Origin of the sequence: Streptosporangium sp. NPDC049046 (genome assembly GCF_040649155.1) — a bacterium.
In the GTDB taxonomy this organism is placed as follows: Bacteria; Actinomycetota; Actinomycetes; order Streptosporangiales; family Streptosporangiaceae; genus Streptosporangium.
Genome location: NZ_JBEZEZ010000003.1, coordinates 111,466 through 135,990 on the forward strand (window position 1 = coordinate 111,466; position 24,525 = coordinate 135,990).

Below are 24,525 nucleotides of genomic sequence, written 5' to 3' on the forward strand. Positions count from 1 at the left end.
CTCGCCGGACCACACTCGGTGCATGTCGTGGGTGGGAAGTTCCGCAGTGGAGATCGCGGATGCCGTGCGACGGGGGAAGGTCACGGCACCCGTGGTGGTCGCCGAGCACCTCGACGCCATCGCCGAGCGTGACGGACGCGTCGGGGCGTTCCGCGTGGTCCTCGCCGAACGGGCGCTGGCCGAGGCACGGGTCCTGCAGGAGCGGGAGGACCTCGCCGGGCTGCCGCTCGCCGGGGTGCCGATCGCGGTCAAGGACAACGTCGCGGTCGGGGGTGAGACGTCGCGCAACGGTTCCGCGGCGACGCCCGACGTGGCCGCGCAGGAGGATCATCCGGTGGTCGCCAGGCTCAGGGCGGCGGGCGCGTTGGTCGTCGGCATCACCAACGTGCCCGAGCTGTGCCTGGCCGGGGTCACCGACAGCGTGTACGGCGTCACGCGCAACCCGTGGGACCTGAGGCGCACCCCCGGCGGCTCCTCGGGAGGCAGCGCGGCGGCCGTGGCCGCGGGGATGGTCCCGCTCGCCCACGGCGCCGACGGGCTGGGCTCGCTGCGCATCCCGGCCGCCTGCTGCGGCCTGGTCTCGATCAAGCCCGGGCAGGGGGTGGTCCCACCGCCCGAGCACGACTGGTACCGGATGTCGGAGAACGGGCCGATGGCCACGACCGTCGCCGACCTCGCCCTCGCCCTCGCCGTCATGGCGGGTGACATGTCGCTGGCGACGCCCGACGAGAGCGAGGCCCTCGGCGTGGGCCGCGCCATCGACGACTACCCGGGCGGGCTCACCCTGTCGGATCCGCCACGGCTGCGGATCGCGGTCGCGCCGATGCCGCTGCCGCCGGGTTTCTCGGTGGACGCCGAGTTCCAGCGGGCGGTGACCGGGGCGGCGGAGGTCCTGGGCGCGGCGGGGCACACCGTGGTGGAACACACCGAACGGATGTCCCTGCGGCTCGGTGCCGCCGCCGTGACCACCTGGTTCGCATGCGCCGCCGGCGACGTCGAAGGGCTCGACCCGCGCGGGCTGGAGCGGCGCACCCGGTCCCTGGCGAGGGCCGGCCGGCTGCTCTCCAAGGTCGGGGCGGACGGCGCGACGGGCCGCGACCGCTGGCGCGCCTACGGGGCGGACCAGTGGTTCGGCAACGCCGACGTGCTCGTCACCCCGACACTCGCCGCCGTACCGCCGCCCGCCGAGCGCTGGGGCCGCCGAGGGCTCCTCGCCAACGCCCGCGTCAACCTCACGTACGCGCCCGCCACGGCGGCATGGAACATGGCCGGCTGGCCCGCCATGAGCGTCCCTTACGGCAGGCACTCCACCGGCACGCCGATCGGTGTCCAGCTCGTCGCGGCCCCCGGTGGCGAGGCGCAACTCCTCGCCCTGGCCGGGCAGCTCGAGGCCGCCCGGCCGTGGACCCGCCACGCCCCACTCACCTGAGAGCCCTGGAACCTCTCGCCTCATGCCCCTTCACGTGACAGCGGCTCGCCTGACGACTCCTCGCCGGGCGGCAGCCCCTCTGACGGCCGCTCGTCCGTCGGCGAGCCCTCCGGACGGCCTCCTCGCCCGATGACGGCTCGCCGACGGCGATCAGACTCCGGTGGGGTGCCAGACCGTCTTGGTCTCCAGGAAGGCCGTGAGGCGCCTGGTGCCGGGGTCGGCGGACCAGTCGGTCGCGGCGGGGCGGAAGACGCGCTTGAGGTTCTCCGCCGCCGCCTCCTCGCACGCGACCGCGAGGCTCTCGTCGGCGACCCCGGTGAGGTCGAGGGCGTTCACGTCCATGTGCGCGGCCAGCCAGGGGGCGATCTCGGCGACCGAGCCGGTGAGGATGTTCACCACCCCGCCGGGCAGGTCCGAGGTGGCCAGCACCTCGGCCAGGGTGATCGAGGGCAGCGGGGCACGCTCGCTCGCGATCACCACGCAGGTGTTGCCCGTGACGATCACCGGGGCGATCACCGAGACGAGCCCGAGCAGCGGCTCGTCGGGGGCGACCACCGCGACCACGCCGGTCGGCTCGGGCGAGGAGAGGTTGAAGTAGGGCCCGGCGACCGGGTTGGCGGACCCGGCTATCGCAGCGATCTTGTCGGACCATCCCGCGTACCAGACCAGCCGGTCGACGGCCGCGTCCACGACCTCCCCGGCCTTCTTCGTCCCGGTCTCCGCCAGCTCCGCGACGAACTGTGCCCGGCGGCCCTCCAGCATCTCGGCGACGCGGTAGAGGATCTGCCCCCGGTTGTACGCCGTCGCGCCCGACCAGCCGCCGAACGCCTTGCGCGCTGCCGTCACCGCGTCGCGGGCGTCCTTGCGCGAGGCCTTGGACGCGTTGGCGAGGAAGTCGCCCCTTGAGGAGGCCACGGCGTAGGACCTTCCGCTCTCGGAGCGCGGGAACGCCCCGCCGATGTACAGCTTGTACGTCTTGCGCACGGCGAGCCGTGCGGGCCCGCCCCCCTCGCCCGCACGGGAGGAAGCCGTGCGCTCTCCCGTGGCGTCACCCGCGCGCTCTTCCGCGGCGTCACCCGCCCGCTTGCCGGCCCGTGCCCGGCTCGGCCTCTCCGCCTTACTCATTTCCCAGCCCTCTCCACGTGCTCTCCTGCTGTGCCAGCCGGGCCGGCACGAAGATCTGACCGCAGCGGCTCACCCCGCACCGGTGGGCGAACCAGCCACGCGGCTCCGGCCGTCCCGCGCGGGCGAAGCCGTGGCCTCTGGTGCTCTGGACACGCCGGCGGCGACGCCTGCCCCGGTGATGTTCACACATCGAGATACGCCTCCAGCCCGTGCCGGCCACCCTCGCGTCCGTACCCGGACTCCTTGTAGCCGCCGAACGGCGAGGTGGGGTCGAAGCGGTTGAAGGTGTTGGACCAGACGACGCCGGCGCGCAGCCTGCTCGCCATCCACAGGATGCGCGACCCCTTCTCCGTCCACACCCCCGCCGACAGGCCGAACGGGGTGTTGTTCGCCTTCTCCACCGCCTCCGCCGGGGTACGGAAGGTCAGCACGGACAGTACGGGGCCGAAGACCTCCTCGCGGGCGATCCGGTGCGACTGCGCGACACCGGTGAAGATGGTCGGCGGGAACCAGAAGCCCTTGTCGGGCAGCGAGCAGGCCGGGGACCAGCGTTCCGCGCCCTCCGCCTCCCCGAGGTCGGACAGCTCACGGATCTTGGCGAGCTGGGCCGCGGAGTTGATCGCGCCGATGTCGGTGTTCTTGTCGAGCGGGTCGCCCAGCCGCAGGGTGCCGAGCCGCCGCTTCAGCGCGTCGAGCAGCTCCGTCTCGATCGACTCCTGCACCAGCAGGCGGGAACCCGCGCAGCAGACGTGGCCCTGGTTGAAGAAGATCCCGTTCACGATGCCCTCGACGGCCTGGTCGAGCGCGGCGTCCTCGAACACGATGTTCGCGGCCTTGCCTCCGAGCTCCAGCGTGACCTTCTTGCCGGTGCCCGCGACCGACCTCGCGATCTGGCGGCCGACCTCGGTGGAGCCGGTGAAGGCCACCTTGTCGACGTCGGGGTGGTTCACCAGGGCGGCGCCGGTCTCGCCCGCGCCGGTCACGATGTTGACCACGCCGGGCGGCAGGTCGGCCTGCGCGCAGATCTCCGCGAACAGCAGCGCGGTCAGCGGGGTGGTCTCCGCGGGCTTGAGGACGACGGTGTTGCCGCAGGCGAGCGCGGGGGCGATCTTCCACGCGAGCATGAGCAGCGGGAAGTTCCACGGGATGACCTGGCCGGCCACCCCGAGCGGGCGCGGGCCCGGGCCGTACCCGGCGTAGTCGAGCTTGTCGGCCCAGCCCGCGTAGTAGAAGAAGTGGGCCGCGACGAGGGGCAGGTCCACGTCGCGTGACTCGCGGATCGGCTTGCCGTTGTCCAGCGACTCCAGCACGGCCAGCTCGCGCGAGCGCTCCTGGATGATCCGCGCGATCCTGAACAGATACTTGGCCCGCTCGGAGCCGGGCATCGCCGACCAGACGCCGAACGCCTTGCGCGCGGCCTGGACCGCCCGGTCGACATCGGCCTCCGTGGCCCAGGCGACCTCCGCGAGGACCTCCTCGGAGGCGGGATTGACGGTCTTGTTGCGGTTCTCGCCCTGGGAGTCGACCCACTCGCCGCCGATGAACAGGCCGTAGGACGGCCTGATGTCGACGACGCCACGCGACTCGGGCGCCGGTGCGTACTCAAACATGTGAACGCCTTAGTCGAGGGTGAAGTAGTCGGGACCCGCGTATCTGCCGGTGGTCATCTTCTGGCGCTGCATCAACAGGTCGTTGAGGACGCTGGAGGCGCCGAGCCGGAACCAGTCGGGGCTGAGCCAGCCGTCGCCGACGGTCTCGTTGACCAGGACGAGCATCTTGATCGCGTCCTTGGTGGTCTTGATGCCGCCCGCGGGCTTCACCCCGACCTTGCGGCCGGTCGCGGCGAGGAAGTCGCGGACCGCCTCCAGCATGATCAGCGTCACCGGGAGGGTCGCGGCGGGCTGGACCTTTCCCGTGGAGGTCTTGATGAAGTCGCCACCGGCCAGCATGGCCAGCCAGGACGCGCGGCGCACGTTGTCGTACGTGGACAGCTCGCCGGTCTCCAGGATCACCTTCAGGTGGGCGGTGCCGCACGCGGCCTTGATCGCGACGATCTCCTCGAAGACCTTGAGGTAGTCGCCCGCGAGGAACGCGCCCCGGTCGATGACCATGTCGATCTCGTCGGCGCCGGCCGCCACCGCGAGGGTGGTGTCGGCGATCTTGACGTCGAGCGAGGAACGCCCGCTGGGGAAGGCGGTCGCGACGCTGGCCACCTTGACGCCGGAGCCCTTCAGCGCCGCCACCGCCCCGGCGACCATGTCGGGGTAGACGCACACCGCGGCCACCTTGGGCACGGAGGGGTCGGCCGGGTCGGGGTGGACGGCCTTGGCGCACATCGCGCGGACCTTACCCGGGGTGTCGGCCCCCTCCAGGGTCGTCAGGTCCACCATGCCGATGGCGAGGTCGATGGCCTGGGCCTTGGCGGTGGTCTTGATGGATCGGGTGCCGAGCATCGCGGCGCGCTGGTCGGCACCCACGCGGTCGACGCCGGGCAGGCCGTGCAGGAAGCTTCGCAGCGTGACGTTGGACGCGGCCACGTCGTTGAGCGAGGTCGTCATAGTTGACACCTCTCCAGCATGCCTACTGGTGTGATTACTTCCAAACTGGACCCTGCCCAGCGGCCTTGTCGGTTTTCGTCAACTTCCGCCGACCGGCCCGCACGAGACCCGCACGAGAGCGGGCACCACCGCCTCCCCTCGTCCCGCGAACTCCTGGTGGCTTTAACCAAATTCGTCCCATGTCATGACATAGATCTTGGACTTCCATCTTCGTGCATGTATGCAGGTGAACAGACGAACATATCGGGGGATTCGTTTATGTGGCCCTTTGGGGGCGATTGCTCGATCCGGGCGCGCTTCACAGTCCTTGCAGCGGTGGTGTCCCTGATCGTCTTCACCGTGATCGCGGTAGGTCTCGACCTCATAATCCGCAATGCGATCCGCGACGACATATTCCGCGAGACGCAGCGGGTGGCGATCGACTGGATCGCGTCGATGAAGCCGGGCCTTCCTCCGGCCGCGGCGCCGACCTCCAAGGTCAATCTCCTGCAACTCGTCGACTCACGTGGCCGGGTGGTGTCGGCCAGTCCCGCCGCCGCGGGGAGGCCGCCGCTCAGCACCGTCCGGCCGCCCCACGACGACCGCATCCTGCACCTCACCGAGTGCTCCCCCACCGGCTGCGTCCTGGTCACCGCCACCCGGGTCTCCCCACAGGAGGCCCGCTTCGTGTGGAACGGCGACTCTCACGTCGTCTACGCGGGAATGGCCGAACCTCCCGCCCTCTCCACGCACATCCTGGAGATCGGCACGCTGACCGCGGCCCTGCTCACCACCGCCTTCACCACCTGGATGGTCTGGGCACTGGTCGGGCGGACACTACGGCCGGTGGAGGCGATCCGCGAGAGAACGTCGGAGATCGGCGTCGGCGACCTGAGCATGCGGGTACCGGAACCGCCCTACGACGACGAGATCGCCCGGCTGGCGCGCACGGTCAACGAGACCCTGGCCCGGCTGGAGAAGGCGGTGGGACAGCAGCGGCACTTCGCCTCCATCGTCTCCCACGAGCTCAAAACCCCGGTGACCGGCCTTCGGATACAGCTCGAAGAGGCGGTGCTGTACCCGGACAGCGTCGACCAGCGCGAGGTGATCCAAGCGGGCCTGGCGACGACGGAACGGCTCCGAGCACTGATCGACGACATTCTGATCTTTGCCCGGATCCGCACGACCGTTCCCGCCCCTCCCGAGCCGGTCGACCTCGGGACGTTGGTGCACGAGGAGTTGATCACCACGACGCGGCCCGTGCCGGTGCGCACCCGGGTGAGGAACGAGGTGACGGTCCTCGGCAACCGCGTCCAACTCGGCGGGGTTCTCAACAACCTGGTCGTCAACGCCCAGCGACATGCCAGAACCGGCGTCGAGGTCAGTGCCGAGCGCAGGGGCGACCAGGCGGTGGTCACGGTGAGCGACGACGGGGACGGCATCGCACCGGAGGCCCGCGAACGGGTCTTCCAGCCCTTCGTACGACTGAGCGACGGGCGGCACAGGGATCCCACCGGCAGCGGGCTCGGCCTCGCCATCTCCCGCGCGATCGTCGCAGACCACCACGGGACACTGGAGATCGAGGACAGTCCGCGAGGCGCGCGCTTCGTCCTCCGGCTGCCGCTGCTCGGGCGTGACGTCACAGACTGACTCCGGCTGCCGCCGCTCCGGCCTGGAGTCACGGACTGAACCCTTCCGATCACAGCACTAGGTAGTACCGGCACGGGCCGGGCCCCACCTAGGTAGTGCCGCGGCGAGAAGTGCCCGGGAGATAGGACATCCTCCCGATGTGGGACCGGGGGCCTTAGGACGAATCTTGAGTCTGTAAGGAAAGCGTGCCGCGAGGCGCCCCATCAGAAAGGAACCCTCATGGGTCCCGAGTTCCACCTTGAGATGATCGCCCACCGGACCGCCGAGCTCCGCGAGGAGGCCGACGACTACCGCCGCGCCCGTGAGGCGGAGGAGGACAGGAAGGCCCACTCCTCGGAGAAGCGCCGCGGGGGCCTCTTCAGCAAAATCATTCCGGCATGACCCCGTCCCGAGAGCCCGGCCGCTCCCCCTCGCCCGGCCGGGCCTCCCTGCCTCCCTGACTCCCCGATTTCACCGAGCGAAAAATGAGGAGATCGCACCTTTAAGGCATGACATGCTGGCAGACATGGTGGGTCGGGCGGTAAGCCCCATCTTCGTGGGGCGGGAGAGGGAACTCGCGGACCTGGCCGAGGCGTTCGAGCAGGCCCGGAAGGGCGCGGCGGTGACCGTGCTGCTCGGCGGCGAGGCGGGTGTCGGCAAGTCACGCCTGATCGGGTGTTTCGCGGAGCGGGCCACGGCCGACGGCGCCCACGTGCTCAACGGGGGCTGCGTGGAGCTGTCGACCGAGGGCCTCGCCTACGCGCCGTTCACCGCGGCGATCCGCCAGTTCGTCCGCGAGTGCGGCGTCGAGAAGGTCGCGGCCCTGCTTCCCGAGGGAGGGACGCGCGACCTGGCCAGGTTGCTCCCCGAGTTCGGTGAGCCGAGCGGCGACACCGAGAGCGACACCGCCCGCGCGCGCCTCTTCGAACAGATCCTCACCCTGCTGGAACGGCTCGCCGAGCGCCACCCGGTGATCCTCCTCATCGAGGACGTCCACTGGGCCGACAGCTCCAGCCGCGACCTGATCGCCTTCCTCAGCCGGAACCTGCGCACCGCTCCCGTGCTGATGGTCCTCACCTACCGCTCCGACGAGCTGCACCGCCAGCACCCGCTCAGGCCGGTGCTCGCCGAACTCAGCCGGCTGGACGGGATCCTCCGGCTGGACCTGCCCCGGCTCACCCAGTCGGAGGTGGCCGCCCAGATGGCCGGCATCCTCGGCAGCGCCCCCGAGTTCGCCCAGGTCGACCGGGTCTTCCAGCGCAGCGAGGGCATCCCGCTGTTCGTCGAGGCGCTGATGGAGTGCGGCGGCGACTGCACCTTCCCCGACTCCCTGCACGACCTGATCATCGGCTCCGTGGAGCGGCTCCCCGAGGAGACCCAGCGGGTGCTGCGCGTCGCCGCCGCGGGCGGCATCCGGGTGAGCCACGCCCTGCTCGTCGCGGTCAGCGAGCTGTCGGACGTCGAACTCGACGACGCGCTGCGCACCGCGATCGCGGCCAACGTGCTGCAGGTCGCCGACGGCCGCGCCTACGTCTTCCGGCACGCGCTGATCCGCGAGGCCGTACACGACGAGCTCCTGCCCGGCGAGCACGTACGGCTGCACGCCCGCTTCGCCGAGGAGATCGGCAGGGACCGCACGCTGGTCCCTCCCGGCCGGGCCGCCATCGAGATCGCCCACCACTGGCACGCCGCCCGCGACGACCTCTGGGCCCTCATCTCCGCCTGGGAGGCGGCGGGCAAGGCCGCCAACACCTTCGCCTACAAGGAGATGATGCAGCTGCTGGAGCGGGTGCTGACGCTGTGGGGCAAGGTTCCCGACGCCGCCGAGCGCATCGGCGTGGACCACACCACCGTCCTGGAGCAGGCCGCCGAGGCCGCGAGCGCGTGCGGAGAGGTCGAGCGGGGCGGCAAGTTCGTCAAGGCCGCGCTGAACGAGCTCGACGAGCGGACCGAACCCGCAAGGGTGGCGAACCTGGTCGTCCGCAGATCGCAGTTCAGGAAGTCCAAGCGGCGCCCCGGGGTGCTCGACGATCTTCGCTACGCCGAGCGCCTCGTCCCGGAACCGGGGCTGGAACGCGCCGAGGTGCTGTCCAAGCTGGGCTCGTACCTCATATTCAGCGGCGAGCTGGAGGAGGGGACGGCGCACACCGAGGAGGCGCTGCGGATCGCGCGCGAGTACGGCGAGGAGACCCTGGAGGCGGAGCTGCTGCTCAACCTCGCGCTGGGCCACTCGATCGCGGGGCGCCTCGACGTCACGATCGAACTCAACGAGACCGCGAAGGCGATCGGCGAGCGCGTCGAGTCCGGCCGCAGCGTCCTGCGCGCCATCGCCAACAACGTGGACGCGCTGAACAACATGGGCCGCTCCACCGAGGCGATCGAGCTCGCGCTCGAAGGGGAGCGGCTCGCGAGGAAGTACGGCCGCCACCGTGACCAGGGCACGTTCATCGCCAACAACCGGGCCGAGGCGCTGGAGGCGCTGGGCAGGTTCGACGAGGCCGCCCAGCTCGTCGAGCGGCTCCTCGGCGCGGACCCCACCCTGCGCACCCGCCACCACCTGCGGCGGATCCGCGGGGACGTGGCGATCGCCCGCGGCGAGACGGACGTGCTCAGAGCCGTCCTGGACGAGGTGGGCGCCTTCGGCAACGCCCCCGAGGAGTTCATGCAGGAGCTGACGGCCAACGCCCGGCTCATGATCGGCCTGCACCTGCTCAGCGGGGAGCCGCTGGCCGCGCTGGAGGTCGCCGAGCGCGTCACCCTAGAGGCGCAGATCACCAGCAAGCCCATGCTGGGCTGGCGGGTGCTCGGTCTGCTCGGCGGGGTCTGCGAGACGGCCGAGGCGCTCGCGCCCGAACGGGTGGCGGCGCTGCACGCCCACGTCGAGAAGGCGAGGGAGGCGATGACCGTGGACAGTCCCGTCGCCGAGGCATACCGGCTCGGTCTCATCCGCGACCACGACGCCGCGGCCGCCGCCTGGGAACGGCTGGGACGTCCCTTCCTGCGGGCGAAGTCGCTGCTCCTCGGCGGGCGGGCGACGGCCGGCGCCGGTGACCGCGACGGTGCCGCGTCCCGGCTGCGCGTGGCCCATCCGATCGCCGTCGCGCTCTCCACCCGGCCGCTCGCCACCGAGATCGAGGCGCTCGCCCACCGGATCGGGATCTCCCTCACCGAGCAGGCCGGAGACACCGGGCGAGCCAGAGGCTCCGAGCCGCCGCTCACCCCGCGCGAGCTGGAGGTGCTCCGGCTGGTCGCCCAGGGCAGGTCCAACCGCGAGGTCGCCACCGAGCTGTTCATCTCGGCGAAGACCGTGAGCGTCCACGTCTCCAACATCCTCGGCAAGCTGGGGGTCTCCACCCGTGGCGAGGCGGCCGCGGCCGCCCACCGCCTCGCCCTGATCGGCTGACCCCTCACCCGCCGCCGCTGACGCTTCACCCGTCGCCTCGCCCTGATCCCCCTGCTCCACCGCCGCCGACCACACGCGGTCGTACCGGCTCCGATCAGGCGAACAGCGGTTCGAGCAGCAGGATCACACCGAAGACGGCGAAGGCCGCGGCGGCGCCGTACCGGATGATCTTTTCCGGCAGGTGCTTGCCGAGCATCCGGCCGACCACGATGGCGAGGGCGTCCGCGGCGACCATGCCCACCGTCGAGCCGATCCAGGTGCCGAACCAGCCGTACTGGGTGGCGAGGGTGATGGTCGCGAGCATCGTCTTGTCCCCCAACTCGGCGAGGAAGAAGGCGACGGTCACGGCGATGATCGCCGACCGGGTGGTGCGCTGCGCCTTCTGCGACTCCTCGTCGGTCAGCTCGTCCCCGCGCAGCGTCCACAGCGCGAAGCCCAGGAAGGCGATGCCCGCGATGATCGTGATCGCCGTGGTGGGGAGAAAGTCGCCGACCAGCCCGCCCAGGGCGACGCTGAACAGGTGGACCACCGCGGTGGCCAGGGTGATTCCGGCGAGGACCGGCCACGGCTTGAACCGGGTGGCGAAGGTCATCGCCATGAGCTGGCTCTTGTCGCCGAGTTCGGCCACGAAGATCACAGCAAGACTGATCCAGAACGCTTCCAACGAAGGTGCCCTTCCCGCGTACGCAGCCGGGCGGAAGGGGATACCCGGGGAGTTTCGGGCACGTCTTCGGCCCGGCGGCATCCAGTTAATGCCTGCCAGGCCGAAGGTCTCGTCCGCCGCGAAGCCGGGCCGAACCGGCCGGATCCGAGGCCCGCGCGACCGGGCGCCTCAGGCGCCAGCATGTCGATCACGCGATTGGGACTACTCCCCTTCGGGTCTTTCCATCAGACCATAGCAGCAGAAATCGAATGCCCATTCCCACCTCAGAGCCGGGTGCCGACCATCACGGGCTCGTTGACCAGGGTGACGCCGAACTTCTCCAGGACGCCGTCCCGCACCTCCCGGGCGAGGTCGAGGAGCTCCTCCGTCGAGGCCGTCAGCTCCGGATTCGTCATGGCGAGGGTGTGCTTGGTGGAGATGCGGGCCGGGCCGCGCCGGTAGCCCTTCGGGAACCCGGCGTTCTCGATCAACCACGCCGCCGGGACCTTGACCGCCCCGTCCGGCATGTCCCAGCGGGGAAACCCCGGCGCCCGCGACTCAAGCTCGGCGGCCTGCGCCGCGGCGAGCACCGGGTTGGTGAAGAACGACCCCGCGCTGCGGGTGTCGGGGTCGGCGGCGTCCAGGACCATGCCCTTGCCCGCGCGCAGCTCCAGCACCGCCGCACGGGCCTGGGCGAGCGGCACCCGCTCGCCCAGGGCGACGCCGAGCCGGGAGGCCAGCTCCCGGTAGGCGACCGGGCCGGACAGCGCGTCTTCGGCCAGCTCGTAGGTGACCGCGAGCACGACGTATCGCCCCAGATCATCCTTGAACGCGCTGTGCCGATAGGCGAACCCGCACTCCCGCGCGGTCAGGTCCCGCACCTCACCGGCCCGGCGGTCGTAGACGCGGACGGCGGTGATCGTCTGGGAGACGTCCTGCCCGTAGGCTCCGACGTTCTGGATCGGCGTGGACCCGACCAGCCCGGGAATGCCGGAAAGGCACTCCACACCCGACCGGTCCTCCCGCACCGCGCGCTCGACCAGAGCGTCCCAGTCCTCGCCCGCCTGCGCGGTGACCAGGTCCCCCTCGATCTCGACCCCCCGGGAGGCGACGCGCACGACCAGGCCGTCGAAGCCCGCGTCGGAGACGACCAGATTGCTGCCGCCCCCCAGCACGAGCACCGGCTCGCCCGCCCGGTCGGCCGCCGCCACCAACTCGACGATCTCCTCGGACGACCCCGCCTCCACGAACGCCCCGGCCGGTCCCCCCAGCCCCAGCGTCGTGTACGGCGCCAGCCGTACCCCCGCCACCCGCTCCGTCATGCGCTTCCCCACCCGCCACCCGGCCGAAATCCGCGACCAGCCTACGGGGAGCGCAGCAGCTTCAGCACCCGGCCATAGGTCCGCCGGGACTCCCTGTCGCGATATTCGGGGTCCGCGCCGTCGTCGCGGCGGTGCCGTTCCTGACGGACCGGGAGATCCTTTCCCAGGGCGACGAGCGTGCCGGGCAGCCTGAGCGAGAACTCCAGGTCGGCGTTGCGGTAGTAGCGGGCGTCGGCGGGGAACCCCCCGGCGGCGAGCGCGGTGTCACGCCTGATCGCGAACAGGTGGCCGAGCAGCCCCCGGACCTCGCCCGGCTCGGCCTCCAGCCATTCCTTGTCGTCCTCACGGGGGTTCACGCCCTTCCACCCGGCCGCGGTCACATCGTCGTCCAGCGCCTTGACCAGCGGGGTGACGGCGTCGCCCTCCAGGATCACGGAGGTGTCCATCACGACGTGCACGTCCGAGGTGTCGAGACGCAACAGCTTGTCCCTGCTCTCACCCCATCCCGCGGAGCCTCCCCTCCAGTGCGGCGACTCGGCCACGTGCCAGGACTCCACCCTGCGGGGAAACTCTTCGGCCAGCTCCTCCAGGACCTCTCCCGCGCCGTCCACGTTTCCCAGGTCGAGGGCGAGGATCCTCGCCTCCGTACGGGCGACCAGGGCGCGTACGCACTCGCGAAGCTCGTCGGGGTGGCCGTCGACGAGCAGCGCGACGGTCACCGTCGGCCGCGCCTCCGGTGGCTCCTCGGCGTCGGCCGGCGGAGCGATCGACTCGTCGAGCCGGGAGATCGACAGGCTGGCGTCCCACAGCAGCTGGGAGGAGACCATCCGCTCGGGGTGGCCGTCGAGATCGTCGGTCCGGCCGACCAGCTCCGAGCCCTCGGGCCTCTGCTGGGGCGCCGCCTCGGTCTCGGCGACCCGCTCGGCGTCCAGGTCGCCGAGTCGGCCGGGGTCGCGTCCGGGGTCGGCGGCCTCGGCGACCCGCCCCGGATCCGCGGAGTCTTCCCGCCCCGCAGCGTCCTTGACGTCCCCGCCATCCCCGGCGTCGACCCGTCCCTCGGTCGTGGCGGCGTCCGGCTTCCCTGCCGAACCGTTCCGCGCCGCCCCCTCGGGCAGGGCACTCACCGTGGGCCACACCTCGAAGGAGGGAGAGGGGATGAGCTCGAAGCCGTCAGCGGTGTCCCGGACGAGCCAGCCCTCGCTTCTGATCTCGTCACGGAGCGCGTCGGCGGTGGCGTGGTCCCGCTCGGCTCGCGCCTTGGCCCGCCGCTCGGCGAGGCCGGTCACGTTAGGAGGTACTTCGCTCATGCTGGGGAGCTACCCCGAGACAGGAAGAAGATTCGGCCCCTGCCCAGGAGCATGCCGTGAACCACGGGCCGTTCCCGTGAACCACGGACTCCGCCGGTGAAACACGGACCCTGCCGGTGAAACACGATCCGTGCTCGTGGATCACGAGCCGAACCGTCACGAGCCGATGAGCCGCGTCCCGAACCGGCGCGGACCGCATCCGGTGAATCCCGGGCGGAGCCGCGCCGTATGAGACCGGCCAGGCCATGCCATGCAGGGCGGGACCGCGCCCGTGACGGGGCGCCTACGACAGCTGGACCACCGCGCGGGCCTTGGAAAGGACCCGGGAGTCGTTGGACTTCGCGGTCAGGGCGACCACCACGCGCTTGTCCTCGAGCTTCTCCTCGATGAGCCCGCTCACCGTGATGACGGCACCCTGCTCGTCGTCGGGGACGACCACCATGGAGGAGAAGCGCACCCCGTAGTCGACGACCGCGCCGGGGTCGCCCACCCAGTCGGTGACGAACCGGCCGCCCTGCGCCATGGTGAACATGCCGTGCGCGATGACGTCGGGGAGCCCGACGGTCTTGGCGAAGCGCTCGTTCCAGTGGATGGGGTTGAAGTCGCCCGAGGCCCCGGCGTACATCACCAGGCTGGCGCGGCGCACCGTGTATTCGGCGGGCGGGATCTGCTGGCCCGTCTCGACCTCGTCGTACTTGACCGTCGCGGCCATGTCAGCCCGCCCCTCCACGCTCGACGATGGTGTTGTAGGTCGTGCACACGGGCTCGCCGTCGACAGTGCTGACGTCGCTCTTGACGGTGATCAGCTCGTTGCGGCCGACGCTGCGGATGTCGGTCACGGTGGAGACGCTCACCAGCTCGTCTCCGGCGTGGATCGGCCGCCGGTACTCGAAGCGCTGCTCGCCGTGGACCACCATGGCGAGGTTCAGGCCGAGCTCGGGGTCGGTCAGGATCGTCCCTCCGACCAGGCTGAACACGATGGGGAAGGTCGGCGGCGCGATCACGTCGGGGTGCCCGGCGGCCTGGGCCGCCTCCCTGTCCCGGTAGATCGGGTTGTCGTCCCCGATCGCCGTCGCGAACTCTTTGATCTTCACGCGACTGACCTCGTACGGCGAGGAGGGCGCGGACGCCCGCCCGACGAAGTCACGGTTCAGAGCCATCGTGCTCCTTTGCGGATACCGACGCGACCGGTCCGTGGACCGGAGTGGAAGCGAGACACTAACAGAACAAGATTCCAAAGCGTGCCCCCGGACCCCGCCCGGACCCGCCAGGACCTCGGCCGGCCATCTGGAAGTGTGCCACCAGCAAACCTAGCCCGGCTCGCCCTCCCGCAGGTTCTCTTCCACGGTCAACGCCCGCGCGAGAAAACTGTACGGATACGACAAACCGGCGCCTCGTTGGAGGACGCCGGTTTTCGTGGAGTGTGTGCGTGCCGATGAAGCACTCATCTCCCGCCCACGGCGGAAGGCTTCGCGCAGACTAGCGAGTCTCGCGGTGCGCCTGGTGCGTCTTGCAGTTGGGGCAGTACTTCTTCAGCTCAAGCCGATCCGGGTCGTTACGCCGGTTCTTCCGCGTGATGTAGTTGCGGTGCTTGCACTCCTGGCAGGCCAGCGTGATCTTCGGCCTAACGTCGGTGGCAGCCACTTGGGAGTGCCTTTCTACGTTCTGGACAGTGGACAACCCACGACAGGACTTCTCTGGTGGGAGAAGCCCCTGTGGGTAGTAGCGGAGGCCGGACTTGAACCGGCGACACAACGATTATGAGCCGTTTGCTCTGCCTGGCTGAGCTACTCCGCCTTGAGGCCGACGAAATCGACCGACCCCGCAAGGATACCCGACCCGCAGAGTGCCTGCGTACTTGTGCAGGTCAGGGCGATCTCTTCTGGGTTGCCCCAGTATGCCCGCTCGCGTGTCAGGAACCTTGAGTATTTTCTGGCTCGCCTTTGCTTGTTTAAGGCCAACCAAGCCGAAAGCCCTAACCGGGAGGTTAGGGCCTTTAGGCTGTTGAGCCCCTTTACGGAATCGAACCGTAGACCTTCTCCTTACCATGGAGACGCTCTGCCGACTGAGCTAAAGGGGCCTGTCCGTGTCGCTCTCGCTTGCGGACAGGTGTAACCATACACGGCTCCGCAGCGGGATGCGAAATCAATAGAGGTCCGCCCGGACCACCACACGCTCCCCGCGACGGACCCCGCCTGATCTTCGGCCCGCCCCCTCGAATCCCGCCTGGGTGCGCGGGGGAAACGGGCATGCCGGAAGGCCGTGGTTCGCCACCAAGTGACCACCAAGTAGCCCATAAGAGGACCGTCGCATCGTGGTCGGGTAAGCAGCCCGCACCGACCGAGGAGCCCTCGACATGACCCCGGAACTTCTGGGATTCCAGATCACCCACCGCGCGATGCGCGGTGACGTCCGCCGCCTGGCCACGCTCGCCACCCAGCTGGCCGAGGGCCGGCAGTCGGCCGACCAGACCCGTGCCCGCGCCATCGCCGATTTCATCACCACGCTGAACCGGGGCATCCACCACCACCACACGATGGAGGACAAGGTGCTCTGGCCCGTCCTCGAACGGTCCGCCGGAGCCGAGGTGGACCTGCGCGACCTGAGCGACGACCACGCCGACCTCGACCCGCTGCTGGCCGAGATCGACGGCCAGGCCGCCGCGTTCGCCTCGACCGGCGACGCCTCCGCGCTCGCCAAGTCCCTCACCCGGCTCGCCGACATGCTCGACGAGCACATCACGGAGGAGGAGCGGCTGCTCTTCCCGATCATCAGGAAGTACGTGTCCGTCGCCGACTGGCACCGGGTCGAGACGGAGGTCCGCAAGGGCGGGAACGTCAGGATCGACCTGCCGAGGATGGAGCAGTACGCCGAACCCGACGAGATGGCCCGGCTGCGCAAGCTCGCCGGTCCCCCGCTGACGGTGATGCTCTCCCTGTTCCGGCGGGGCCACCGGCGGCGGCAGCGGCTGATCTTCGGCCCCCTCGCCGTCTCCTGAGCGGGATCCTCACCGCGTCCTCGGCGTCTCCTCGGCGTCTCCTCGCCGCGTCTCCTCGTTTCGGCCCTTCAGCGCGTCCCCTCGATCCGGGTTCTCACCGCCCAAGCGCCTCGGCGGCCCTGCGCGCCCAGTGCGGTGATCCGATCCGCTCCGCGACGGCCACCGCCCGCTCGTAGTGTGCGGTCGCGTCCCGGCCGAGGAGGACGGCCAGGTCGCCCAGGATCTGGGCGACCGGCCCGAGGGTGATCGATCCCGAGTGCATGCCGGCCGGCTCGCCGTCCCAGGGCAGCAGGACCTCGTAGCAGTGCTCGGCCGCCCGCCGGTCGCCCAGCGCGATCGCGTTCTCCCCGCGCAGGCCCTGCCAGAGGAGCCAGTAGTAGTCCAGGCGGGGCTCCTGATCGGCCTGCCAGTACGTCCGCGCCTCGGCCAGGCGCCCCTCGGCGATCAGCGCCCTGACCAGGATGTCCGAGAGCCCTTCCGGGACGAGCTCGTGCAACGCCAGCAGCTCGGGGATGTCCTGCGGCAGGCCGCCCGCCAGCCGCGCCGCGAACCGGCCGATGGGCCCTATGACGTGGGCGTTCGCCCCTCCGGCGGCTCTCATGCGTTCGGCGATGGCCAGGTAGGACCGCTCCGCGCCCTCGAAGTCACCCTTGATCAGCAGGATCAGCGTGTCGAGCATGGACAGCACGCCCAGCGCGAGACCGAGCTGGCCGGTGGTGGAGTGCTCCAGAGCGCGGTCCGCGTGGTGCCTGGCGGCGGCGAGGTCGCAGCGGCCCAGGCTGACCATGAACAGGGCATGGTGTCCCTGCATCGCGTACCCGGGCAGCCCCGCGCGGTCGCCGAGCTCGACCAGCTCACGGGCCACGACCTCCAGCTCGTCGCGGCGGCCGGGGGTCAGCAGCACGAAGTAACGGGCGTTGAGCGCCAGGCAGACGAGGTCCGTACGCCCCAGGCGCCTGGCGATCTCGACCGCCTCGGCGCTGTAGGCCCGGCAGCGCTCGTCGTCGTGCCCCTCCAGCTCGAAGACGAGCGTGGCCAGCAGCCGGCAGCGGGTCTCGTCGTCGGCGCCGTCCAGCGCCGCCACCAGCGCGTCGACGAGCGGCCGGTCCACGTAACGGCCCGGCTGGATCGACCAGGTCACCGGCGCGTCGTACGCGGTCAACGCCCGGTTCAGGCCGCTGCCCAGCCGCCGCGCGAGGGCGACGGCCCGCTCGCGGTTCTCCCTGGCGGCCAGTACGTCGCCCTCGTGCGCCTGTACGGCCACCAGCGAGCAGAGCAGGTCGAGCCGGAGCGCGTCGTCGTCGACGTGTTCCAGCGCTCCCCGGTAGAACGCCCCCGCCTCCCGATAGGAGTGCATCCCCCTCGCCTGCTCGGCCGCCGCCCTGGCGTAGGGCACCGCCCGCCCCGCCGAGCCCGGGGTGGCCGCGGCGAGCGAGTGGTGGCCCAGCGCGGTGACCTCCCCCGGCCTGACCCGCTCCAGCGCGCCGACGACCCTGCCGTGCAGCCGGGTACGGCGCAGTACCGGCGTGTCCTCGTACAGGGTCTCCCTGACGAGCACATGGGCGAAGCGCACCCGTCCAGGGGCGGGTTCGGTGAGCAGCCCGGTCACCACGCCCGCCTCCAGCGCTTCGAGGGCGGCGTCCTCCTCGGCGCCCTCCAGGGTGAGCAGCACGTCGACGTCGACGTCCCTCCCGACGACGGCCGCGTCCCGCAGGATCCGCTGGGCCGTCGCGGGCAGTCTGGCGATCCTGCGACGGATCAGGTCGCGCACGCCCGGCGGCAACGCGCGGGCGGCCGAGGTACCGTCCGTGGTGATCAGCCGCGCGGTCTCGCAGACGAACAGCGGGTTGCCGCCGGTCCGCTCGGCCACGGTCCGGGCGGTCACCGCGTCCACCTCCCGCCCCGAGCGCTCACGCAGCAGCAGTGCCACGTCCTCGTCGCCGAGCCCGCCCAGGTCGATCCGGTGGGTGTCACGCCCGGCCAGGGCCGCCCAGGTCGCCCCCAGGTGCTCGACGGCCTCGGTGGGCCGGTAGGTCGCGACGATCATGATGTCCGCCTCCGCGCCCCCCGTGGCGAGGTGACGCAGAAGCTGGAGCGTCTCGCTGTCGGCCCGGTGCACGTCCTCCATGACCACCAGCAGCCGGGTGCCGCGCCCGACGACCCGGGAGAGGTAGTCGCCCACCGCGCGGGCCAGCAGGAACGGTCCCGCGGGCGGGGCGTCGTCGTCCAGCAGCGGTGCCAGCCGGACCGCCAGATCACCCTCCGGCGGCCGTTCCACGGCCAGGGCGCGCAGCACCTCGCTCCACGCCCACGCGGGCGGCGCCCCGCCGTCGGTCTCCGGGCACTGCCCGGTCGCGGTCAGCCAGCCGCGCTCCGCGAGCCGCCGGGCGAACGCGGTGGCCAGGGTGCTCTTACCCGCTCCCGGATCACCGCCCAGCCACACCGTGCGCACACCGCCCTGGCGCGCGACCGTTTCCAACGCCGCCAGTTCCTCGGTACGGCCCACAAGACCGGAACCGGGGTCGTCGAGAGCACGACCTTCTCCCCTGTCACGGCCCGTGTCCCTGTCCCTGTCGTGGTCCCTGTCGTGCTCCTGGCCCTTGTCCCCGTTTCGACCTCGGCCGAGCTCCCGACCCCGGTCGTGGTTCGGGCCGCGATCACGTCCCGCCCGGTCCGGCCCCGGCCGTCCCCGACCTCCCTGATCCGGCGCCCTCCCCCCGTTCCCCGCGGCGTCCGAGAGCGGCGTCCGTACCCGGACGGGCGCCTCCACCCGGTTCAGGGAGTCGGCGTGGGCCAGGATGTCGGCCTCCAGCGCGCGCAGCGCGGGGCCCGGGTCGATTCCCAGCTCGTCGGCGAGGGTCTCGCGTGCCCTCCTGATCGCGCCCAGGGCGTCGGCCTGCCGCCCTGCCCGGTAGTAGGCGAGGGCGAGCAGCCGTACCGCGTTCTCCCTGAGCGGGTGGGCGCGGACGTGCCGCTCAAGCTCGACCTCCGCGTTGCGGCCGAGCGCCAGCAGTGCCTCCGCCCTGTGTTCCACGGCGACGAGCCGCAGCTCTTCGAGCCGCGCGGCCTCGGGCTCGGCCCACTCGTCGTCGGCGAACTCCCCGTACGCGGGTCCCTGCCACAACCCGAGTGCCCGGTCCACCGTCTCCAGTGCCCGTGCCCCGTCCCTCTCGGCGAGCGCGGTCCCGGCGGCCTCGACCAGCCGGGGGAAGGACCAGGCGTCCACCTGATCGGGATCCAGCCGCAGACGGTAGCCGGGTACGGCGCTGACCAGCACCGTGGCGGGTGTGCGCGGCAACCGGCCGGGTTCGAGCACCCGCCGCAGGTTGGACACGTAGACCTGGAGGGCGGCCAGCGCCTTCGGCGGCGGTTGCCCGCGCCACAGGTCATCGATGAAACGATCGGTGGAGACCACGTGCCCGCCCGCCGCGACGAGCCTGGCCACCACGGCCCGCTGCCGGGAGGTGCCGAGGTCCACCGTACGGCCGTTGATCTCCGCCTGGAGCGGACCAAGAACACGCAACATAACAAAAGGCAGGGTATGCGCCCTTCGGCTGCTTCTGGCAAGCCCTGAGCCCTTCCTCGCCTTCGACGAACACCCAAACTTCTGACGAACACCGGGGAGCACGATGTCGCAGGATCGCCGCAGGGAAACGATCCGGGCGCTCGACGAGAGCGACCGGCCACACCTGTACTGGCACGGGGTGGACGGCGACGGCCACGTGTGGCTGTTCGAGACCGTCATCGACAGCGGCGGGGAGTACTGGCCGGTGAGACACGCCGAGCTCGGCTCGGACGGCATCGCCCGCACGTACTCATGGCGCCACATCGAGGACGAGCACGGTTTCCTGGCCGAAGGGCCGATCTATCCCGGCGACTTCGGCCTGAACGCCCTGACCTCCCAGGAGTTCGACACCCTGTGGGCCGCGATCGGCGGATGAGTTCCCTCGCGGTGACCCGGCTCACCCGCCCGGAAGCGTGACCGAGTCTTCGGCCGGCAAGCCCCTCGCACGACTCACCCGGCCGGGGCCGTCGCCCGGTTCCCGGCCGGAAGCCCCTCGTACACCTCTCGGATCACCCGGCCGGAACCCTGACCAGGATCCCGGCCGGAAAGCCCTCGCACGCCCCTCGGCTCACCCGGCCGGGGCCGTCGCCGAGGTCTTGGCCAGCAGCCCCCTCACCCGCGGCACGACCTCCTCGCCGTAGAGGCGGATCGAGTTCATCAGCTTCTCGTGCCCGAGCGTCCCCGAGCTGTACTTGAGCTCGAAGCGGTTGACGCCGAGCGTGCTCACGGTCTTCGCGATCTTCGCGGCCACCGTCTCGGGTGATCCGACGTAGAGCGAACCCTCGTCGGCCTCCGTCTCGAAACCGTCCCGGGACGTGGGACCCCAGCCGCGCTCACGGCCGATGCGGTCGTGCAACGCCCGATAGTGCGGCCAGAGTTCTTCGCGGGCCTGCCGGTCGGTCTCGGCGATGTGCCCCGGCGAGTGCACCCCGACAGGCAACCGCTCGACCTCCAACTGGGCGAGGGCGCGGTGGTACAGGTCGACGTACGGCGCGAAACGCGCCGGCGCACCGCCGATGATCGCGAGCATGAGCGGCATCCGGTAACTCGCCGCGCGCACCACGGACTGAGGGCTGCCGCCGACGCCGATCCAGGTGCGCAGCCGGCCGGACTCCGTCTTCGGATACACGTGCTGGTCCTTCAGCCCGGCACGGAGCCGGCCCTGCCACGTGACGGGGCCCTCCTCCAGGAGATGGGAGAGCAGGTCGAGCTTCTCCTCGAACAACTCCTCGTACTGGGCCAGGTCGAAACCGAACAGCGGAAACGACTCCGTGAACGAGCCGCGGCCGAGAATGATCTCCGCGCGGCCCTGGGACACCGCGTCCAGGGTCGCGAACTTCTCGAAGACCCGTACCGGGTCGTCCGAGCTGAGCACGGTCACCGCGGTGCCGAGGCGGATGCGTTCGGTGCGACCGGCGATCGTCGCCAGCACGATCTCCGGTGCCGAGATCGCGAAGTCGTCCCGGTGGTGCTCCCCGACGCCGATGGCGTCGATCCCCACGCTGTCGGCGAGCACCGCCTCCTCGACGACGTTGCGGATCACCTGCGCGTACGGCAGCCGGTTTCCGTCCGCGTCGGCGGTGACGTCGCCGAACGTGTCGATCGCGAACTCAAGCGGTGCGACCATGCTCCCTCTTTCCCAACGGTTTCCCAACCGCCTCTCAACAGCCTCTCAAGGCTCTCACCGGCACGGGCAGTAGACGAAACCACGGCATCGGGGCGAGAATTCCGGCACCCCCCACCCCACCCCTGACCTGGCACTTCACCCTCCGGCGCCGTGGCGGGAACTTTTTTTCGCCGAATGTCGGCCAGAATGTCGAGAACACGGTCGCCTGCTTCTACCTGTGGGTGAGAGCGTCGAGGAGGACGCTCGAACGTGAGGAGCGATGGCATGAAGTACATGATTTTGATGCAGTTCAGCGGGCAGATGAAGGACGCGGTGCCGCCGATCGACACCTGGCCCGTCGGGGACCTCCAGGCCCACATCCAGTTCATGCACGACACGAACGGCAAGCTCGTCGAGTCCGGGGAGTTCGTGGACGCCCAGGGACTCGCGGCCCCCGACCAGGCCAAGATCGTACGGGCCGGGGAGGGCGGCGCGGCCGTCGTCACGGACGGCCCCTTCCCCGAGACGAAGGAGTTCCTGGTCGGCTACTGGATCGTCGACTGCGAGAGCCCCGAGCGGGCGATCGACCTCGCCGCGCACATCTCGGCGGCCCCCGGCCCCGGCGGCCGGCCGCTGAACATGCCGATAGAGCTGCGCCAGGTGATGTCGGCCGCTCCCTCCGAGGAACTGTGACCGCTGAACGGCCCGGTCCCCGGAGGACCGCGACCACCGGCCGGCGTGGCACCCAAAGGGCTGTGACCGTTGGATAGCCCTGCCGCCGACGCCGTCGACGACCTGCTGCGCCCGCTGGTGCCGCAGGTCGTCGGCGTGCTCACCCGACGGTTCGGGGACTTCGCCGCCGCCGAGGACGCGGTCCAGGAGGCACTGATCGACGCCGCGGCCCAGTGGCCGGACGAGGGCGTCCCGGCCAACCCGCGCGGATGGCTCATCCAGGTCGCGTACCGCCGGATGACCGAGCAGGTACGCAACGAGCAGGCGCGGCGCCGCCGGGAGGAGTTGGTCGCCACTCGGGAGTCCTCCGACCGGCGGACCGCCCCACCGGCGGACGACGCGTACGAGACGGACCGGGACGACACGCTCACCACCCTGTTCCTGTGCTGCCACCCGGCGCTCACCCCGGCGTCGGCGATCGCCCTCACCCTGCGGTCCGTGGGCGGCCTGACCACGGCCGAGATCGCCAGGGCGTTCATGGTGCCCGAGCCGACCATGGCGCAGCGGATCAGCCGGGCCAAGCAGCGCATCAAGGCCTCGGGGATCCCGTTCCGCATGCCGGCTCCCCAGGAAAGGGCGCGACGGCTCGGCTCGGTGCTTCACGTCCTCTACCTCGTCTTCAACGAGGGCTACGCCAGCAGCGCCGGACCCGACCTGCAGCGGGTGGAGCTGTCCCGCGAGGCGATCCGGCTGACCAGGATGGCCCACGACCTGCTCCCCGACGACTGCGAGGTGGCCGGGCTCCTCGCGCTGATGCTGCTCACCGACGCCCGGCGTCCCGCCCGTACCGACCCCGGCGGCACCCCGATCCCCCTCGCGGAGCAGGACAGGAGCCTGTGGAACGGCGCCGCCGTCGCCGAGGGCGTCGCGCTCGTCACCGCCACCCTGTCCAGGGGCGCGGTCGGCCCCTACCAGCTCCAGGCGGCGATCGCCGCGGTCCACGACGAGGCGGCGACGGCCGAGGAGACCGACTGGCCGCAGATCCTGGCGCTGTACGGCCTGCTGGAACGCATGTCCGACAACCCCATGGTCTCCCTCAACCGCGCGGTCGCCGCCGCCATGGCGCACGGTCCGGAAATCGGCCTCGACATGCTCAGAACACTCGGCGCCGACGACCGTCTCGCCGACCACCACCGCTTCTACACGGCACGTGCCCACCTGCTGGAGATGGCCGGTGACCGGCGGGCGGCCCTCGCCGACTACCGCGCGGCGGCGAGCCGCACCACGAGCGCCCCGGAACGCGACTACCTCACCACCCGCGCCGCCAGACTCACCGTCCCGGACCAGCCGGAACTCAGCCCCAATGGCCTGCCGACCCTCTTCGGCACCTGTCAAACAGGTCAGGGCGACACCTCGGAACGAGTGGAAGAGATCCTGACCGAAGGCTACGGTCACGAAGCGTGATCGACACCGCCCCGATCATGGCCGTGACCTTCCGGGACCACAAGAACCACGAACGTTGTGAACAGTTGACGTGGCCGGGTGCCCGGGTCTCTAGGGCCGCACCGAAGGCTCGGCTTCCCCGCCGACCTCTCGCGCGACATGCTCCAACCGGTCTCGGTAGCCCTCCCACCATCCCTGGTCACCCAGTGCCATGGCATCTCTGTTCTTACTCAGTCCGACGGCTCCGTCGATGATCTCCCTGACGATGTCGGCGTGTCCGGCGTGGCGGTTCGTCTCGGCGATCATGTGTATCAGGATCCGGTGCAGTGTCACCTGACTCCGGTCATCCGGCCACCACGGCACCCGGCCGATCGCGTCCAGCGCCAATGCCTCGATCGTCGCGTCCGAGTGCGTCCATACGCGGTGATACAGCCCGACGATCTCTTCGCGCGATTCATCGGCGGTCGCCCACATGTCCGCATTGGGTGCTGCTCCGTCTTCGAACCAGGGAAGTGGCTCCGCGGACGGCCGCCCGAAAGTCTCGCCGAAGTATCCCAGCTCGACACTGGCCACATGTTTGACCAGTCCCAGCAGGTTCGTACCGGTCGACGTCAGCGGGCGGCGGATGTCGTACTCCGAGAGCCCGTCCAGCTTCCACAGCAGGGCTTCGCGGGCGGTCCGCAGGTAGTGGTGGAGGTCCGACTTCATGTCCGATTCAGCCATGGCGGACATCCTTCCACTCCGGCGCCGACGGCAGCCTGGGGCCCTGAACCTTCCTGACAGGCGCTCGTCGCCTTACCGCCCCATGCCGAAAAAGCCGCGCCTGTGCGCCCTCGACAGGGGCTC

20 protein-coding genes and 2 tRNA genes are annotated in these 24,525 nt (G+C 70.8%); 8 read left to right on the plus strand and 14 right to left on the minus strand.

Going from position 1 to position 24,525, the window contains the following annotated elements; genetic code table 11:
• Window positions 1-22: 22 nt before the first annotated feature.
• A complete protein-coding gene (locus tag AB0B96_RS04930) occupies window positions 23-1,429 on the plus strand; it encodes an amidase (protein ID WP_362896602.1) in 1,407 nt (468 codons plus the stop codon).
• A 150-nt stretch (window positions 1,430-1,579) separates the two neighbouring features.
• Here the strand turns inward: AB0B96_RS04930 and AB0B96_RS04935 are convergent, their stop codons facing one another.
• The 3 genes from AB0B96_RS04935 to deoC form a co-directional block, all read right to left on the minus strand.
• On the minus strand, window positions 1,580-2,554 hold the full coding sequence (locus tag AB0B96_RS04935; protein ID WP_350942886.1) for an aldehyde dehydrogenase family protein: 975 nt from the start codon (window positions 2,552-2,554) through the stop codon (window positions 1,580-1,582).
• Window positions 2,555-2,736: 182 nt separating this feature from the next.
• Entirely contained in the window at window positions 2,737-4,164 is a 1,428-nt protein-coding gene (locus AB0B96_RS04940; protein ID WP_350942885.1) for an aldehyde dehydrogenase family protein, read from the minus strand.
• 9 nt (window positions 4,165-4,173) lie between these two features.
• Complete coding sequence (gene deoC, locus AB0B96_RS04945) at window positions 4,174-5,112, minus strand: deoxyribose-phosphate aldolase (protein WP_350942884.1); 939 nt, start codon at window positions 5,110-5,112, stop codon at window positions 4,174-4,176.
• Window positions 5,113-5,427: 315 nt separating this feature from the next.
• Here deoC and AB0B96_RS04950 point away from each other — a divergent pair, with 315 nt between their 5' ends.
• From AB0B96_RS04950 to AB0B96_RS04960, 3 genes are all read left to right on the plus strand, one after another.
• Window positions 5,428-6,741, plus strand: a complete 1,314-nt coding sequence (locus tag AB0B96_RS04950) for a HAMP domain-containing sensor histidine kinase (RefSeq protein WP_362896605.1) — start codon at window positions 5,428-5,430, stop codon at window positions 6,739-6,741.
• Between the two features lie 219 nt (window positions 6,742-6,960).
• Entirely contained in the window at window positions 6,961-7,122 is a 162-nt protein-coding gene (locus AB0B96_RS04955; protein ID WP_350942882.1) for a hypothetical protein, read from the plus strand.
• A gap of 124 nt (window positions 7,123-7,246) precedes the next feature.
• Window positions 7,247-10,123 (plus strand): AAA family ATPase, encoded by a 2,877-nt coding sequence (locus AB0B96_RS04960; protein WP_362896607.1) that lies wholly within the window; start codon window positions 7,247-7,249, stop codon window positions 10,121-10,123.
• Between the two features lie 94 nt (window positions 10,124-10,217).
• On the opposite strand, the gene AB0B96_RS04965 is transcribed toward AB0B96_RS04960, so the two are convergent.
• The 8 genes from AB0B96_RS04965 to AB0B96_RS05000 all read right to left on the minus strand — a co-directional run bounded on the left by AB0B96_RS04965 (window position 10,218) and on the right by AB0B96_RS05000 (window position 15,475).
• Complete coding sequence (locus AB0B96_RS04965) at window positions 10,218-10,787, minus strand: TMEM165/GDT1 family protein (RefSeq protein WP_350942880.1); 570 nt, start codon at window positions 10,785-10,787, stop codon at window positions 10,218-10,220.
• Between the two features lie 263 nt (window positions 10,788-11,050).
• Entirely contained in the window at window positions 11,051-12,088 is a 1,038-nt protein-coding gene (locus AB0B96_RS04970) for a UDP-N-acetylmuramate dehydrogenase (RefSeq protein WP_362896609.1), read from the minus strand.
• Window positions 12,089-12,129: 41 nt separating this feature from the next.
• Window positions 12,130-13,395: a glycosyltransferase family A protein gene (locus AB0B96_RS04975; protein ID WP_362896611.1), complete on the minus strand. Its 1,266-nt coding sequence runs from the start codon at window positions 13,393-13,395 to the stop codon at window positions 12,130-12,132.
• 283 nt (window positions 13,396-13,678) lie between these two features.
• Window positions 13,679-14,107, minus strand: coding sequence for a MaoC family dehydratase (locus AB0B96_RS04980; RefSeq protein ID WP_362896613.1), 429 nt, complete (start codon window positions 14,105-14,107; stop codon window positions 13,679-13,681).
• 1 nt (window position 14,108) lies between these two features.
• Window positions 14,109-14,555, minus strand: coding sequence for a MaoC family dehydratase N-terminal domain-containing protein (locus AB0B96_RS04985; RefSeq protein ID WP_350942876.1), 447 nt, complete (start codon window positions 14,553-14,555; stop codon window positions 14,109-14,111).
• A gap of 319 nt (window positions 14,556-14,874) precedes the next feature.
• Window positions 14,875-15,039, minus strand: coding sequence for a 50S ribosomal protein L33 (gene rpmG, locus AB0B96_RS04990; RefSeq protein WP_030921771.1), 165 nt, complete (start codon window positions 15,037-15,039; stop codon window positions 14,875-14,877).
• A 79-nt stretch (window positions 15,040-15,118) separates the two neighbouring features.
• Window positions 15,119-15,192: transfer RNA gene (locus AB0B96_RS04995), tRNA-Met, on the minus strand.
• Window positions 15,193-15,402: 210 nt separating this feature from the next.
• Window positions 15,403-15,475, minus strand: a tRNA-Thr gene (locus AB0B96_RS05000).
• 276 nt (window positions 15,476-15,751) lie between these two features.
• Between AB0B96_RS05000 and AB0B96_RS05005 the strand changes: the two genes are divergently transcribed.
• Window positions 15,752-16,393 (plus strand): hemerythrin domain-containing protein, encoded by a 642-nt coding sequence (locus AB0B96_RS05005; protein WP_362896615.1) that lies wholly within the window; start codon window positions 15,752-15,754, stop codon window positions 16,391-16,393.
• A 94-nt stretch (window positions 16,394-16,487) separates the two neighbouring features.
• Here the strand turns inward: AB0B96_RS05005 and AB0B96_RS05010 are convergent, their stop codons facing one another.
• Window positions 16,488-19,919 carry a BTAD domain-containing putative transcriptional regulator gene (locus AB0B96_RS05010; protein WP_362896617.1) on the minus strand — a complete coding sequence of 1,144 codons (3,432 nt, stop codon included), beginning with the start codon at window positions 19,917-19,919 and terminating at the stop codon, window positions 16,488-16,490.
• 103 nt (window positions 19,920-20,022) lie between these two features.
• Between AB0B96_RS05010 and AB0B96_RS05015 the strand changes: the two genes are divergently transcribed.
• Entirely contained in the window at window positions 20,023-20,334 is a 312-nt protein-coding gene (locus AB0B96_RS05015; protein WP_350942873.1) for a hypothetical protein, read from the plus strand.
• Window positions 20,335-20,526: 192 nt separating this feature from the next.
• Here the strand turns inward: AB0B96_RS05015 and AB0B96_RS05020 are convergent, their stop codons facing one another.
• On the minus strand, window positions 20,527-21,585 hold the full coding sequence (locus AB0B96_RS05020; RefSeq protein WP_350942872.1) for an LLM class flavin-dependent oxidoreductase: 1,059 nt from the start codon (window positions 21,583-21,585) through the stop codon (window positions 20,527-20,529).
• A 264-nt stretch (window positions 21,586-21,849) separates the two neighbouring features.
• On the opposite strand from AB0B96_RS05020, the gene AB0B96_RS05025 reads away from it, so the two are divergent.
• Both AB0B96_RS05025 and AB0B96_RS05030 read left to right on the plus strand, forming a co-directional pair.
• Window positions 21,850-22,257, plus strand: coding sequence for a YciI family protein (locus AB0B96_RS05025; protein WP_362896620.1), 408 nt, complete (start codon window positions 21,850-21,852; stop codon window positions 22,255-22,257).
• Between the two features lie 69 nt (window positions 22,258-22,326).
• A complete protein-coding gene (locus AB0B96_RS05030) occupies window positions 22,327-23,700 on the plus strand; it encodes a sigma-70 family RNA polymerase sigma factor (RefSeq protein WP_362896622.1) in 1,374 nt (457 codons plus the stop codon).
• A gap of 90 nt (window positions 23,701-23,790) precedes the next feature.
• On the opposite strand, the gene AB0B96_RS05035 is transcribed toward AB0B96_RS05030, so the two are convergent.
• Entirely contained in the window at window positions 23,791-24,402 is a 612-nt protein-coding gene (locus tag AB0B96_RS05035; RefSeq protein WP_362896624.1) for a DinB family protein, read from the minus strand.
• Window positions 24,403-24,525: the final 123 nt, after the last annotated feature.